Origin of the sequence: Bradyrhizobium hipponense, from assembly GCF_008123965.1 — a bacterium.
Classification (GTDB): domain Bacteria; phylum Pseudomonadota; class Alphaproteobacteria; order Rhizobiales; family Xanthobacteraceae; genus Bradyrhizobium; species Bradyrhizobium hipponense.
Genome location: NZ_VSTH01000014.1, coordinates 129,910 through 143,603, shown reverse-complemented (window position 1 = coordinate 143,603; position 13,694 = coordinate 129,910). Strand labels below are relative to the sequence as shown.

General features: G+C 64.2%; 12 protein-coding genes. 8 read left to right on the top strand and 4 right to left on the bottom strand.

The window, feature by feature from the left end; genetic code table 11:
- Positions 1 to 119: 119 nt before the first annotated feature.
- Together FXV83_RS03525 and FXV83_RS03520 are read right to left on the bottom strand one after the other, a co-directional pair.
- Positions 120 to 1,127 carry an alpha/beta fold hydrolase gene (locus FXV83_RS03525; protein WP_148737807.1) on the bottom strand — a complete coding sequence of 336 codons (1,008 nt, stop codon included), beginning with the start codon at positions 1,125 to 1,127 and terminating at the stop codon, positions 120 to 122.
- Between the two features lie 148 nt (positions 1,128 to 1,275).
- Positions 1,276 to 1,974, bottom strand: coding sequence for an ArsR family transcriptional regulator (locus FXV83_RS03520; RefSeq protein WP_187435631.1), 699 nt, complete (start codon positions 1,972 to 1,974; stop codon positions 1,276 to 1,278).
- 165 nt (positions 1,975 to 2,139) lie between these two features.
- Between FXV83_RS03520 and FXV83_RS03515 the strand changes: the two genes are divergently transcribed.
- From FXV83_RS03515 to FXV83_RS03505, 3 genes are all read left to right on the top strand, one after another.
- Positions 2,140 to 2,448 (top strand): NIPSNAP family protein, encoded by a 309-nt coding sequence (locus tag FXV83_RS03515; RefSeq protein ID WP_148737805.1) that lies wholly within the window; start codon positions 2,140 to 2,142, stop codon positions 2,446 to 2,448.
- A 28-nt stretch (positions 2,449 to 2,476) separates the two neighbouring features.
- Entirely contained in the window at positions 2,477 to 2,827 is a 351-nt protein-coding gene (locus FXV83_RS03510; RefSeq protein ID WP_148737803.1) for an antibiotic biosynthesis monooxygenase family protein, read from the top strand.
- Between the two features lie 74 nt (positions 2,828 to 2,901).
- Positions 2,902 to 3,711 (top strand): isocitrate lyase/PEP mutase family protein, encoded by an 810-nt coding sequence (locus FXV83_RS03505; protein WP_148737801.1) that lies wholly within the window; start codon positions 2,902 to 2,904, stop codon positions 3,709 to 3,711.
- Positions 3,712 to 3,930: 219 nt separating this feature from the next.
- Here FXV83_RS03505 and FXV83_RS03500 read toward each other — a convergent pair whose 3' ends face one another.
- A complete protein-coding gene (locus FXV83_RS03500; RefSeq protein WP_148737799.1) occupies positions 3,931 to 4,308 on the bottom strand; it encodes a hypothetical protein in 378 nt (125 codons plus the stop codon).
- A gap of 160 nt (positions 4,309 to 4,468) precedes the next feature.
- On the opposite strand from FXV83_RS03500, the gene FXV83_RS03495 reads away from it, so the two are divergent.
- Positions 4,469 to 5,110 carry a trimeric intracellular cation channel family protein gene (locus FXV83_RS03495; RefSeq protein ID WP_148737797.1) on the top strand — a complete coding sequence of 214 codons (642 nt, stop codon included), beginning with the start codon at positions 4,469 to 4,471 and terminating at the stop codon, positions 5,108 to 5,110.
- 441 nt (positions 5,111 to 5,551) lie between these two features.
- Here the strand turns inward: FXV83_RS03495 and FXV83_RS03490 are convergent, their stop codons facing one another.
- Positions 5,552 to 6,763, bottom strand: coding sequence for a c-type cytochrome (locus FXV83_RS03490; RefSeq protein WP_148737989.1), 1,212 nt, complete (start codon positions 6,761 to 6,763; stop codon positions 5,552 to 5,554).
- Positions 6,764 to 7,043: 280 nt separating this feature from the next.
- Here FXV83_RS03490 and FXV83_RS03485 point away from each other — a divergent pair, with 280 nt between their 5' ends.
- The 4 genes from FXV83_RS03485 (at position 7,044) to FXV83_RS03470 (ending at position 13,690) form a co-directional block, all read left to right on the top strand.
- On the top strand, positions 7,044 to 10,535 hold the full coding sequence (locus tag FXV83_RS03485) for an indolepyruvate ferredoxin oxidoreductase family protein (RefSeq protein WP_148737795.1): 3,492 nt from the start codon (positions 7,044 to 7,046) through the stop codon (positions 10,533 to 10,535).
- A 546-nt stretch (positions 10,536 to 11,081) separates the two neighbouring features.
- On the top strand, positions 11,082 to 12,239 hold the full coding sequence (locus FXV83_RS03480) for a thiolase domain-containing protein (RefSeq protein WP_148737793.1): 1,158 nt from the start codon (positions 11,082 to 11,084) through the stop codon (positions 12,237 to 12,239).
- Positions 12,239 to 12,628, top strand: coding sequence for a Zn-ribbon domain-containing OB-fold protein (locus FXV83_RS03475; protein ID WP_148737792.1), 390 nt, complete (start codon positions 12,239 to 12,241; stop codon positions 12,626 to 12,628). The genes FXV83_RS03480 and FXV83_RS03475 overlap by 1 nt, the downstream gene beginning before the upstream one ends.
- Before the next feature lie 201 nt (positions 12,629 to 12,829).
- Positions 12,830 to 13,690, top strand: a complete 861-nt coding sequence (locus FXV83_RS03470) for a MaoC family dehydratase (protein ID WP_148737790.1) — start codon at positions 12,830 to 12,832, stop codon at positions 13,688 to 13,690.
- Positions 13,691 to 13,694: the final 4 nt, after the last annotated feature.

Here is a 13,694-nt window from a genome sequence, read left to right as displayed (position 1 = left end):
CGACACGTTAAATTTGGCAGACAAACGTGCCGATACGTCGCGATCCAAACCTGCCAATCATGACCTGAATGCGGCATGAACACTCGCCACGTGCTGCCTGAGGCGACACGCAGGCGGCGTCAGCGGCCGAGAAAGCCCAGCACCAATTCCCTGTACTTGTCCGGCGCCTCCAGGAAGACGAGATGGCCAGTGTCCGGGATCACCTCGGCGCGCGCATTCGGCATCTTCGCGGCAAGGGCCTTCGCGAGCTCGGCGTTCTCTCCCATTTTTGCGCGCAGCGCCTCCGGCGCGTTTGGCCGGCCCGGCGCGTTGTGGTCGTCGGCGCCCATGATGAACAGCGTCGGCCCGGTGATGAGCGGGATCTCGTGCGCGACCGGCTCGCGATAGATCATCTGGCCGGAGCTGACGAAGGCGCGAAGCCAGCGCGGATAATCCGGGCTGCCCTTGATGTTGAAGCGGGCATCGATGAACGGCGTGATCGCCTCGCTCGGCAGCTTGATCGCGTAGTTGGTCTGGAGCTGCTTGCGATAGCCGTCGGCGGTGAGCTTGTCTTCGGTCTCGATGATCTTCTCGGTCGGCGTCGGCGGCACGTAAAGCCGGTAGTCCTCGAGCCCGATCGGTGCAGTCAGCACCAGGTGCCCAACGCGATCCGGATAGGCGCGCGCGATGCGCACCCCCAGCATGCCGCCGAGCGAATGGGCGACGATCTCGGCCTTGTCGATCTTGAGATGATCGAGCAGCGCGATGGTGTTGCGCGCCAGCGTGTCGAAATGCAATTCGCCTGCCGGTTTGGAAGATTTGCCGAAGCCGACCTGGTCTGGCACCACGACGCGGTAGCCGGCTTCGCTCAGCATCTTGATCACGGGCGCCCAATAGCTCGACGGAAAATTGCGCCCGTGCAGCAGCACCACGGTGCGGCCGTTCGGCTGGACTGGGGCCACGTCCATATAGGCCATGCCGAGCTGCTCGCCGTCATTGACGATCGGCAGCAGCTGCACGGGGTTGGGATAGGCAAAGCCCTCGAGCGCGATGCCGTAGGGCTCGCGCTGCGGGCTGTCGGCGGCGTGGGATGCGAGAGGCGCGGCGAGGAGGGCGGCGGCGAGCGCGGCCGTGAGGATGCGGTTCATGGGAAGGGCTCTGACTGGAACTGCCGCTGCGAGACAAAGTCTCATTCACGTGCGAGCCGCAATAAAGACGTGGATAGCCGCGTCAAGTCCGCCCATGACGAGAAGGGTCGCTCACACGCGATTGTGTGGTCTCACACAATTTGCGTGGCTAGTCCTTCCCATTCCCGAACAGCGCGGCAAACTGCTTCTCGCCGGTGCGGGTGAAATTCACTACGCGGCTGCCGGGCGTGGCGTCGCGGGCGGCCCATTTCAGTTCGGTGAAGCGATTCATCATCGCCGCACCCAGCATGCCGGCGAGATGGTGGCGCCGCTCGCTCCAGTCGAGGCAGGCCTTGCAGACGGGACGGCGCGGATGGGTCAGCATCCCCGATGAAATCTGCAAATGCTCGCTCAGGAAGCGCTGGCCGTCCGGCGTCAGCTCGATCTCCTGCTTCTTCTGCTTGATCAGGCGCCGTTCGCGCAAGGAGTCGAGCATCTGCACGCCGAGATCGCCGGCGAGATGGTCGTAGCAGATCCGCGCACGCCGCAGCGCCGGATCCTTCGGCCCGGTGCGCACGCGCATGTGGCCGGTGCGCGCGGCAAGCCCGGCGAGCCCTTCGAGCACGCCGGCAACATCGGGATCGGTGAGGCGGTAGTAACGGTGGCGGCCCTGCTTCTCGGGCTCAATGAGGCCACCGGCCTCGAGCTTGGACAGATGCGAGCTCGCGGTCTGCGGCGTGATGCCGGCCTCCTGCGCCAGCTCGCTCGCGGTCAGGGCGCGGCCGTTCATCAGCGCCGTGAGCATGTTGGCACGGGCGGGGTCGCCGACCAGCGAAGCGACCATGGCGATGTCGGGTCCTGATTTCATGCTTCGATGATAGCCGAAGCATTGAGGCCGGGCAAGCGCGTATTCTCTCACCAGTTCGTCATTGCGAGGAGCGAAGCGACGAAGCAATCCAGACTGTCTCCGCAGAGGTATACCGGATTGCTTCGCTGCGCTCGCAAATGACGGAGAAGAAAACAGGAGCCCACCATGTCCATCACCGTCTTCATCCGCTACCAGCTCGATCCGTTCAAGCGCGCGCAGTTCGAGGAATATTCGAAGCGCTGGCTCACCATCATTCCGAAATGCGGCGGCGAGCTGATCGGCTATTTCATGCCGCACGAGGGCACCAACAACATCGCCTTTGCGCTGATCAGTTTCGAGAGTCTCGCCGCCTACGAGGCCTATCGCGCGCGGCTGCGGCAGGATGCCGAAGGCATGGCGAATTTCCGCTTTGCGGAGGAGCACAAATTCATCCTCGCAGAGGAGCGCACCTTCCTGCGCAAAGTGGTATTATAGGCGAACCACGCATAGCGGGAGACGCCTAATGATCGCCGTGATCTTCGAGGTCTGGCCTAAGCCGGAACACCGCCAGAATTATTTCGACATCGCAGCCGACCTGAAGCCGATCCTGCAAACCATCGATGGCTTCATCTCGGTCGAGCGCTTCGAAAGCCTGACCGAGAAGGGCAAGATCCTGTCGGTGTCGTTCTGGCGCGACGAGGCGGCGGTCGAGACCTGGCGCAACACGATGGAGCATCGTCGCAGCCAGGCCAAGGGCCGCAGCCAGATCTTCGCCGACTACCGCCTGCGCATCGCCAGCGTCATCCGCGACTACGGCATGAACGATCGCGAGCAGGCGCCAAAGGACAGCCGCGCCGTGCACGACGCGCACTAGCGCTGCCGGGGGCGCACTGGCGCTGCCCCGCGAGCGTGCCTATGTCTGCGCCGCCAACAATCAGGGAGAGAAACATGCAGGTCACGACCGCGGACAAGCGCGCGACGTTCAGGAAGATGCACGACAGCGGCTGCTTCATCCTGCCCAATCCGTTCGACGTCGGCAGCGCCAAGGCGTTGCAGCATCTCGGCTTCAAGGCGCTTGCGTCGTCCAGCGCCGGCTTTGCCTGGACCATCGGCAAGGCCGACAACCACGTCACCGTCGAAGACGTTTGTCAGCATCTGGCAGCATTGTGCTCGGCCGTCGACATCCCCGTGAACGCCGATTTCGAGGGCGGCTTTGCCGTCGAGCCCGATCGGGTCGGGGAAAATGTCGAGCGCGGGGTGCGCACCGGCGTCGCCGGCCTCTCGATCGAGGATTCCACCGGCGACAAGGACAAGCCGATCTACGACCGCGCGCTTGCGATCGAGCGCATCAAGGCGGCGCGCAAGGCGATCGGCGACAGCGGCACGCTGCTGGTCGGCCGCTGCGAGGCGTATCTCTGGGGCGTCGCCGACCTCAATCTCGTGATTGACCGGCTCACCGCCTATGCGGACGCCGGCGCCGACTGTCTCTACGCGCCTGGCCTGAAGAGCCGCGAGGATATCGCCGCGGTGGTGAAGGCGGTGCATCCAAAGCCGTTCAATCTCTTGATCGGCGGCTCCGGGCTGTCGTTGCAGGAAGCCGCCGATCTCGGCGTGCGCCGGATCAGCGTCGGCGGTTCGCTCGCGCGCGTCGCCTGGGGCGGCTTCATGCGTGCGGCGAAGGAGATGGCGGAGAAGGGGACTTTCGCCGAACTCGGCAGCGGCTATTCCGGCGGCGAGCTCAACAAGATGTTCAGCTAGCGGCAAATGAAAGCGGCGGGAGTTTCATCCCGCCGCTCTATTTCGCTCTCCACGTCATGGCTCGCCGCCGGGTCTCGCCCTCGACGAGCCCATGACAGGCTCCGGCGGGGCATCCAGTACGCGGCGTCCACTCGACATAATTTCGACCGCCTCGGAATACTGGATCGTCCGGTCAAGCCAGGTCAAGCCAGGTCAAGCCGGACGATGACCGTCGTCGCGTTACTTGGCGCCGTCAGACGGCGTCTGCGTATCCGGGGCCGGCTTGCTCGGCGCAGCACCCGTGGTCACGCCCGGCCCGGTGTTGCTACGCATGCCGGGAGGCGCGGCCGGATTGGCAGAGGGCGCCTGCTGCGAGGTCTGCGTCGCTGGCGTATTGCTCGCCTGGTTACTGGTGGTCGTATTGTTCAAGCCATAGAACACGGCGCCCAGCACCAAGGCGATAGCCACGGCAAACAGCGCGACCTTGCCACTCGAAGCGGGGCCTTCGCCCAGTTCCGGGTCGGCCTGAAGGTTCGCATCCCGCCGTGCCGCACGGAGATACTCATCGTCGGCGAAGTTCGGGCGATACGGATCGTTGGGAAAACGGTCGTCAGCCATCGATTGGTCTCCTCGCTTATGAGACAAGGACAACCCGTGGATGCGAGATTCAGTTCCGCGGCCTTTATGCTTTCGTCGCATGTTGCTCTCGGGCCGGGAATCGGGAACCTGTTCGTCGGGGAACCGCGGACGTAAGTTCCACGGGATGGGGAATAGATCGATGTGGAGCGTGCCGCCGAGCGATAGCGTGCTGCATGTCTTGGCGCTGGTTGCCTTGACGGCGCAAGGCATGACGGCCGCGTTGGCGGCGGGGCGCCGCAGCATGGACTATGTCGGCGTCTGTCTTCTCGCCTGTGTCACGGCGCTCGGGGGCGGCACGCTGCGCGATCTGTTTCTCGGGCACTATCCGCTGGCCTGGGTCGCGAACCCGATCTATCTCGCTCTGCCGGGTGGGGCGGCGCTGCTGACGATCGTGATGGCGCGGCTGGTGCATCGGCTGAGCCTCGCCTTCATCGTGCTCGATGCCATCGGCCTCGTCGTCTTCACGATGACCGGCTGCGATATCGCCTGGCAGATGGATGCCACACTGCCGATCGTCATTGTGTCCGGCATGGTAACGGGCTGCGCCGGCGGCGTGCTGCGCGACGTGCTTTGCAACGACGTGCCGCTGCTGTTTCGCGCCGAGCTCTACGCCAGCGTCTCGGTGGTGACCGGGCTGTTCTACGCCACCGCGTTCGGACTTAATCTGAACGCCGAACTCTGGACCATCCTGACCTTCATCCTCGGCATTAGCTTCCGCTTGCTCGCAGTCCGCTACAAATGGGAGATGCCGAAATTCGTGTTCACGGAGGATAAGCGGTAGCGTTTCTTTCGCCTCTCCCCGCCTGCGGCAAGGCTATCGCACATGAAGAAAAGCGTGGCGGGCAGCTTGCTTGCGGCCCATCCTTCGAGACGCCCGCCTACGGCAGGCCCTCAGGATGAGGTCGCGTTTTGCGGCGAGATATTAGACCCTCATGGTGAGGAGCCCGCCAAAGCGGGCGTCTCGAACCATGCAGGCCGAGCTCATCCGGCAGCCTCCCGCTGTCATATGCGGTAGCCCTGCCGCCTGCGGGGAGAGGCCGGAATTTACGTGAGCAAATTCCGGGGGAGGGGGGTCTCTGCGAGTCGAACTGGTCGACACTCGCACAGCTTTATCCACTCGTCATTGCGAGCGCAGCGAAGCAATCCAGCATCTTTCCGCGGATGGACTCTGGATTGCTTCGCTGCGCTCGCAATGACGAAGAGGAGGCGGCAGGGGCCCTAGCTACGGCTCTTGCTTACGCGCCTTCGCCACCTGCGCCGGCGTCACCAGCGGCGCCGCATTGCCCCAGGAATTGCGCATGTAGTTCGTCACCGCCGCGACCTGCTCGTCGGACAATTGCTTGGCATAGGCCGGCATCTCGCCGGTGTTGGGTGCGCGGGGCGTCGTCACGGTCTTGGCGCCGTCGAGAATGATGCGCAAGGTCGAGGATGGGTTGATCGATTGCAGCAGCGCGTTGGCGGGGAGCGGCGGATAGATCCGCGGCGCCCCCGAGCCATCGGCTTCATGGCAGGCGATGCAAAGCCGCGCATAGACGGCCTGGCCGGCTCTCATCTCGGCATCGTCGGGCGGCGTCACTGTCGGCTCGCGCCGCGCCGGCGGCAGGCTTTTCAGGTACACGGCGATCGCTTGCACATCGGCATCGCTCATCTTCGAGGTCGAGCCCACGACCACCTCTGCCATCGGCCCGTCGGCATGGCTTTTGGCATTGCGTCCGCTTTGCAGATACTCAGTGATGTCCGCGGCGCTCCAGGATTTCAGCCCGCTGCGCGCAGCACCGTCGAGCCGTGGTGCGAACCAGCCGCCGATCTCGCTGCCCGCTAACGCCTGCGCGTCCTTGTCCGCACCAAAATAGTTCTTCGGCGTGTGGCAGGCGCCGCAATGGCCGAGCCCGGTGACGAGATAGGCACCTCTGTTCCACGCCGCGCTCTTTTCCTGATCCGGCTCAAACAGGCCGGGCTTGAAGAACAGATAATTCCAGACCCGCATCAGGCGGCGATAACCGAACGGCCAGCGCAGCTCCGGCGGCTTGTTGCGGCTGGCGACGGGCGCGAGCGTTCCGAGATAGGCGCGGATCGCCAGCGTGTCGTCCTTCGTCATCCTGGTGAAGTAGGGATAGGGAAAGGCTGGGTAATAGTTCGAGCCATCAGGCGCAACGCCGTAGCGCAAGGCGCGGGTGAAATCGGCATCCGTCCACGCACCGATTCCGGTCTCTCGGTCCGGCGTCAGGTTCGGCGCATAGATCGCGCCGAAGGGCGTGTCGATGCGCTTCCCGCCCGCGAAGGGTTTGGCGGGATCGGCGGTGTGGCAGCCCGCGCAGTCTCCTGCTTCGACCAGCGCCTTGCCGTAGGCGATCAATTCAGGCGACGGGTCGCTCGCCGAAGCGGCCTTCGCAACCGCACCGGACAACAGCACGGCAGCCAGAATCGTCCGCATCATCGACCTTCTCCTGCGGCCAAGCGCCCCCAGCCGCACGACGGAGGCGTCACGTCGTTTCGCGGTGGCGGGGGTATGGTGACACAAATTGAAAATGGCCGGCACCTTCCGGGCACTAAATTGCGATTTTTACCCGGCGCCGCAGAAGCGGCAGATTTGTGATGCGGACTGTGAAATATCCGACATAGAGTGGCGAAGATGGTCGGCGCGCCCCAGCTAAAAGCAACGGGCGGGCAGCGGCTTAAGTGGCCAAGCGGCAAAAAGGGCGGAAGAGGACATAATGGGCATCAACCAGGGTCCGATCAGTCTCGACCAGAAATACACCCAGGACACCGGACACGTCTTCACCACGGGCATCCAGGCGCTGGTTCGTTTGCCGATGGCCCAGATCCGGCGCGATCGCGCCAACGGCCTTAACACTGCCGGCTTCATCTCCGGCTATCGCGGCTCGCCGCTCGGCGGCTACGACCAGCAGCTGTTCGCGGCGCGCAAGCATCTCGAGCAGTACAACATCAAGTTCCAGCCCGGCGTGAACGAGGACCTGGCGGCCACCGCGGTCTGGGGCTCGCAGCAGCTCAACCTCTCGCCCGGCGCCAAATATGACGGCGTGGTCGGCATCTGGTACGGCAAGGGCCCCGGCGTCGACCGCTGCGGCGACGTCTTCCGTCACGGCAATGCCGCAGGCTCCGCCAAGAACGGCGGCGTGCTGTGCCTTGCCGGCGACGACCACGGCGCAAAATCCTCCACCGTCCCGCATCAGTCCGACCACGCCTTCATGTCGGCGCTGATGCCCTATCTCTACCCGTCCAGCATCCACGAGATGATCGAGATGGGCCTGCTCGGCATCGCGATGTCGCGATACTCCGGCTGCTGGGTCGGCATGAAGGTGATCACGGAGACGGTGGAAACGACCGCCGAGATCGATCTCACCGACGAGATGAAGCCCTTGATCATTCCCCCTGATTTCGAGCTGCCGCCCGGCGGCCTCAATCTGCGCTGGCCGGACGACCGCTTCGACCAGGACCGGCGCCTGCAGGACTACAAGGGCTTTGCCGCGATCGCCTTTGCGCGCGCCAACAAGGTCAACCGCATCACGATGGATTCGCCGAACGCCCGCTTCGGCATCATGGCGTCCGGCAAGAGCTATGAGGACGTCCGCCAGGCGCTGCGCGAGCTCGGCATCACCGAGGAGGTCGCCGCCAAGATCGGGCTTCGGCTTTACAAGATCGGCATGCCCTGGCCGCTGGAGCCGGAAGGCGTACGCCAGTTCGCCGTCGGCCTCGAGGAAATTTTCATCATCGAGGAACGGCGCGAGATCGTCGAGAACCAGGTCAAGCAGGAGCTGTTCAACTGGCGCGACGACGTCCGCCCGCGCATCGTCGGCAAGATGGACGAGCACGACAAGCGCTTCCTGACCTTCTCGGCCGAGCTCAGCGTCGCCTCGCTTGCGACCTCGCTTACCGAGCGACTTCTCCGGCTTAATCTCAACCCCGAGATCGCCGAGATGCTCCGCGTCAAGGCCGACTGGTTCAACGGCCGCCAGGCGACCCAGATGCAGGCGGTCGCACCCGTGTCCCGCATTCCATATTTCTGCTCCGGCTGCCCCCACAACACCTCGACCAAGGTCCCCGAAGGCAGCCGCGCGCTCGCCGGCATCGGCTGCCACTTCATGGCGCTGTGGATGGACCGTTCGACCGAGACCTTCACCCATATGGGCGGCGAGGGCGTGCCGTGGGTCGGCATCGCGCCCTTCACCGACGAGAAGCACATTTTCGCCAATCTCGGCGACGGCACATATTTCCATTCCGGGCTTCTGGCTATCCGCCAGGCGGTCGCCTCCAAGACCAACATCACCTACAAGATCCTCTACAACGATGCGGTCGCCATGACCGGCGGCCAGCGCCATGACGGCGATCTCTCGCCCCAGCAGATCACCTACCAGCTCCATGCCGAGGGCATTCGCGAGATCTACCTGGTCTCGGAGGCGCCCGACGCTTATCCCGCCGACACCATCGCGCCCGGCGTGAAGAAGTATCACCGCGACGAACTCGACAGCGTCATGAAGATGTGCCGCGAGTTCAAGGGCACGTCCGCGATCGTCTTCGTGCAGACCTGCGCCGCCGAAAAGCGCCGCCGCCGCAAGCGCGGCCTGATGGAGGATCCGGCGCGCCGCGTCATGATCAACCCGGCCGTCTGCGAAGGCTGCGGCGACTGCTCTGTGCAGTCGAACTGCATCTCGGTCGAGCCGCTGGAGACCGAGTTCGGACGCAAACGCGCCATCAACCAGTCGTCCTGCAACAAGGATTATTCCTGCGTGAAGGGCTTCTGCCCGTCCTTCGTCACCGTCGACGGCGGCAAGCCGCGCCACCGCGCGCCGGCCGATCTCAGTGACATCGGCACGCTGCCGGAGCCTGCCTCGCGCCCGACGCTGGACAAGCCCTACAACATCGCAGTCGGCGGTGTCGGTGGCACCGGCGTGCTGACCATCGGCGCGCTGCTCGGCATGGCCGCGCATATCGAGGGCAAGGCCTCGATGATCCTCGACATGTCCGGTCTGGCACAGAAGGGCGGGGCAGTGCTGAGCCACGTCCGCCTGTCCGATCATCCGGCCGAGGTGACCTGCTCGCGCATCGTCACCGGTACGGCCGACGTCGTGCTCGCCGCCGACGAGGTGGTTGCGGTCGCCAAGGACACCATCTCGCTCTGCGACACCAGCCGCACCCGCGGCATCATCAACAGCCACGTCATTCCCACCGCCGACTTCGTCCTCAACCGCGACTTCAACTTCCAGACCCGCAAGCTGAATGGGCTCTTGGAAACCGCGCTGCACAAGGACTCGGTGTTCTTCGATTTCACCAAGCCGGCCGAGCAGCTGCTCGGCGACAGCATCGCCACCAACATGATGATGATGGGCTACGCCTATCAGAAGGGTCTCTTGCCGCTGTCCGCCGACGCGATCGAGCAGGCGATCGAGGTCAACGGCGTCTCGATCAAGATGAACAAGGAAGCTTTCGGCCTCGGCCGTCTCGCGGTCGCCGACCCCGCGCGCCTTGCGGAGATGCTGAAGGGGACGGACGAGGTCGTCGCGCCCAAGTCCTTGGATGCAATGACGCTGGACGAGGTCATCGAGCATCGCACCAGGCATCTGACCGCTTATCAGAACGGCCGTCTCGCCAGGCGCTATCGCAAGCTGGTCGACCAGGTTCGCGATGCGGCGCTGAAGGGCGGCTACGACGATGCGCTGCCGCGTGCGGTCGCGATCAACTACGCAAAGCTGCTGGCCTACAAGGACGAATACGAGGTCGCGCGGCTCTTCACCGACGGCGCCTTCGAAAAACAGCTCCGCGACCAGTTCGAGGGCGACTTCACGTTCAACTTCAACCTCGCCCCGCCGATTTTGGCCTCTGGCGTCGATGCGCTGGGACGCCCGAAGAAGCGCGCCTTCGGCCCATGGATGCTCGGTGTGTTCCGCACGCTGGCAAAGTTCAAGTTCCTTCGCGGCACGCCGCTCGACATCTTCGGCTATAGCGCCGACCGCAAGCTCGAGCGCGACCTGATCGCCGGCTACGAAAAGGACGTCGCCACCGTGCTCGGGCTGTTGTCGCCGCTCACGATCGACACCGCGGTCGAACTGCTCTCGTTGCCCGACCGCATCCGCGGCTACGGCCCGGTGAAGGAGAAAGCAGTCGCGGACGCCAAGACCCGCTACGCCCAACTCGCCGCCGACCTCGCCAGCCCGCCGCCCGCGCCAAGGCAGATCGCGGCCGAGTAGACTTCATCTCCTCATGGTGAGGAGCGCGAAGCGCGTCTCGAACCATGAAGGCCCCGCTCTCGCCCGGCGCCATCCTTCGAGACGCTTGCTTCGCAGGCTCCTCAGGATGAGGGCTGTGCGCCCGGCGGCGTAGGGTGGGCAAAGGCGCGAAGCGCCGTGCCCACCATCTCACCGGGATCGTAAGAAGGTGGGCACGCTTCGCTTTGCCCACCCTACGAATTCCTGTTTAAAATCAAACACCATTCTACTGTGCATGGGGTTGTTTTCGTAAAAAAGAAAGCCCGCTTGTGTCGTGGGGCAAAACACCTTTACGACTTTGCCCGTCGTTCCCGTCATTGCGAGCGAAGCGAAGCAATCTAGAAATGCACCCGCGGAAAGACTCCTGGATTGCTTCGCTACGCTCGCAATGACGAGGCAGGTGGTAATCCCTGACAGAAATTGCGCCAACCTGCTGCCTCTCGCCCGACGGAATATTTCCGCGCTTGCCAACAGGACAGCGGCGGTTCAGAAAAAACCGGAAACGAGAAACGCCAGCGGAGACCTTATTTGACCATCAAGGGCAAGGCCTACATTGCCGGGATCTACGAGCACCCGACCCGGCATGCGCCGGACAAATCCACCGCCCAGCTCCACGCCGAGGTCGCCAAGGGCGCGATCGAGGATGCCGGGATCAGCAAGGACGATGTCGACGGCTACTTCTGCGCGGGCGATGCTCCCGGCGGCGCCTGGCCGATGGTGGATTATCTCGGCCTGAACACCAAAAAGCTCCGCCACGTCGATTCCACCGAAACCGGCGGCTGCTCCTACATCATCCATCTCGGCCATGCCGCGGAAGCAATTGCCGCGGGAAAATGCTCGATCGCGCTGATCACGCTCGCCGGCAAGCCGCGCACCGGGGCGATGCCGCCACGCGCGGCCGGCGCGGAAGCCGACTTCGAGTCCGCTTACGGTGCAACCACGCATAATGCCTATGGCATGTGTGCCATGCGCCACATGCACGACTACGGCACCACCTCGGAGCAACTGGCCTGGATCAAGGTCGCGGCCTCGCATCACGCGCAATACAACCCGCATGCGATGCTCAAGGACGTCGTCACCGTCGAGGACGTGCTGAACTCGCCGATGATCTCCGATCCCCTGCATCGCATGGATTGCTGCGTCGTCTCCGACGGCGGCGGCGCGCTGATCGTGACCACGCCGGAGATTGCCAAGAGCCTGAAGAAGCCGCTGGTCAAACTGATCGGCCACGGCGAGGCGATGAAGGGCCCGCGCGGCGGCAAGGATCTCGACCTCACTTACTCCGCCGGAATCTGGTCCGGCCCGCGCGCCTTCGAGGAAGCCGGCATCACGCCGCAGGACATCAAATACGCCTCGATCTACGACAGCTTCACCATCACGGTGCTGATGCAGCTCGAAGACCTCGGCTTCTGCAAGAAAGGGGACGGCGGCAAGTTCGTCGCCGACGGCAACCTCATCTCGGGCATCGGCAAGCTGCCGTTCAACACCGACGGCGGCGGCCTGTGCAGCAACCATCCCGTCAACCGCGGCGGCATGACCAAAATCCTCGAGGCCGTCCGGCAGCTGCGCGGCGAGGCGCATCCGAAGGTGCAGGTCAAGAACTGCGACCTCGCCATCGCCCACGGCACCGGCGGCCTTCTGGGCGTCCGCCACGCCGCCTCGACCGCCATTCTGGAGCGCGTGTGATGAGTGAAGCCAAGAAATATCCGGCCCCGGTGACCAACCCCGAGACCGCCGCGTTCTGGGATGCGGCCAGCCGCGGCAAGTTCATGATCAAGCGTTGCACCGCCTGCGGCGAGGCGCACTACTTCCCGCGTGCGATCTGCCCGTTCTGCTATTCGGACAAAACGGTGTGGGAGGAAAGTTCGGGCGAGGGCACGATCTACACCTGGAGCCTAATGCGGAAGGCGCCGACCGGTCCCTACGCCATCGGCTACGTCACGCTGAAAGAGGGCCCGTCGCTTCAGACCAATTTCGTCGATTGCGATCTGACGACGCTGAAGATCGGACAGAAGGTGAAGGTGGTGTTCAAGCCGACCGATGGCGCGCCGCTGCCATTCTTCACGCCGGTCTGACTTCTTCCTTGTCTCCTTGTGGGAGAAGGTGGCGCGAAGCGCCGGATGAGGGGTCTGTCTCCGCGGAGAGACCGTCTGTCTCGAGCCAACCCCTCACCCAAACGAGTTTGTTGCTGATGCCGGTGCAGCCCTCTCCCACAAGGGGAGAGGGCACAGTAACGGGCAGCGGTGCAGAAGAAATCCGGGGAGGTAACCAAGAAAATGTCCGCCAGATACGACGAACTCAAAGCCCTGAAAAACCTGGGCCAGAAATACGCCTACAGCGACCGCGAGGTCATGCTCTACGCCTATGGCATCGGGCTCGGCGCCGATCCGATGGACGAGAACGAGCTCGCTTTCGTTAACGAAGGCACGCTGACGCCGCGGCCGCTGAAGGTGGTGCCGACGTTTGCGTCGGTCGCGGCCTGGGGCGCAGGGCCGGGCGAGATGAATCTCAACCGCGTCATGGTGGTCGACGGCGAGCGCGACATCACATTCCATCAGCCGTTGCCGGCCGCAGCCCACATCACCGCCGACTCCTCGGTGATCGAGGTCTATGACAAGGGCAAGGACAAGGGCGTGGTGATCAAGCACCAGACCGTGCTCAAGAACGAGAAGGGCGAGAAGCTTGCGACCCTGGTCGCCTCGCGCTTCGCCCGCGGCGATGGCGGCTTTGGCGGGCCGAACCTGACCCAGCCCGATCCGCACACGATCCCGTCGCGCGAACCCGACAAGACCATCGACATCACCACGCGCCCCGACCAGGCGTTGGTCTATCGCCTCTGCGGCGACCGCAACCCGCTGCATTCCGACCCCGAGTTTGCGAAAAAGGCCGGCTTCCCGCGCCCGATCCTGCACGGCATGTGCACCTACGGCATCACCTGCCGCGGCGTGCTCCAGACCTATGCCGATTACGACCCGTCCGCCTTCCGCCAGCACGTGGCGCGGTTCTCCTCGCCGGTCTATCCCGGCGAGACCGTGACCATGGACCTCTGGAAGGACGGCAACGTGATCTCGTTCGAAGCCAAGGTGAAGTCGCGCGGCGTCACCGTGATCAAGAACGGCAAGACGGTGTTGGGGTGATGAC

Excerpts from the sequence above, each read along its gene's own strand:
- FXV83_RS03525 (WP_148737807.1), bottom strand. The coding sequence starts at position 1,127 with ATGAACCGCATCCTCACGGCCGCGCTCGCCGCCGCCCTCCTCGCCGCG.
- FXV83_RS03520 (WP_187435631.1), bottom strand. The coding sequence starts at position 1,974 with ATGAAATCAGGACCCGACATCGCCATGGTCGCTTCGCTGGTCGGCGAC.
- FXV83_RS03515 (WP_148737805.1), top strand. The coding sequence starts at position 2,140 with ATGTCCATCACCGTCTTCATCCGCTACCAGCTCGATCCGTTCAAGCGC.
- FXV83_RS03510 (WP_148737803.1), top strand. The coding sequence starts at position 2,477 with ATGATCGCCGTGATCTTCGAGGTCTGGCCTAAGCCGGAACACCGCCAG.
- FXV83_RS03505 (WP_148737801.1), top strand. The coding sequence starts at position 2,902 with ATGCAGGTCACGACCGCGGACAAGCGCGCGACGTTCAGGAAGATGCAC.
- FXV83_RS03500 (WP_148737799.1), bottom strand. The coding sequence starts at position 4,308 with ATGGCTGACGACCGTTTTCCCAACGATCCGTATCGCCCGAACTTCGCC.
- FXV83_RS03495 (WP_148737797.1), top strand. The coding sequence starts at position 4,469 with ATGTGGAGCGTGCCGCCGAGCGATAGCGTGCTGCATGTCTTGGCGCTG.
- FXV83_RS03490 (WP_148737989.1), bottom strand. The coding sequence starts at position 6,763 with ATGCGGACGATTCTGGCTGCCGTGCTGTTGTCCGGTGCGGTTGCGAAG.
- FXV83_RS03485 (WP_148737795.1), top strand. The coding sequence starts at position 7,044 with ATGGGCATCAACCAGGGTCCGATCAGTCTCGACCAGAAATACACCCAG.
- FXV83_RS03475 (WP_148737792.1), top strand. The coding sequence starts at position 12,239 with ATGAGTGAAGCCAAGAAATATCCGGCCCCGGTGACCAACCCCGAGACC.
- FXV83_RS03470 (WP_148737790.1), top strand. The coding sequence starts at position 12,830 with ATGTCCGCCAGATACGACGAACTCAAAGCCCTGAAAAACCTGGGCCAG.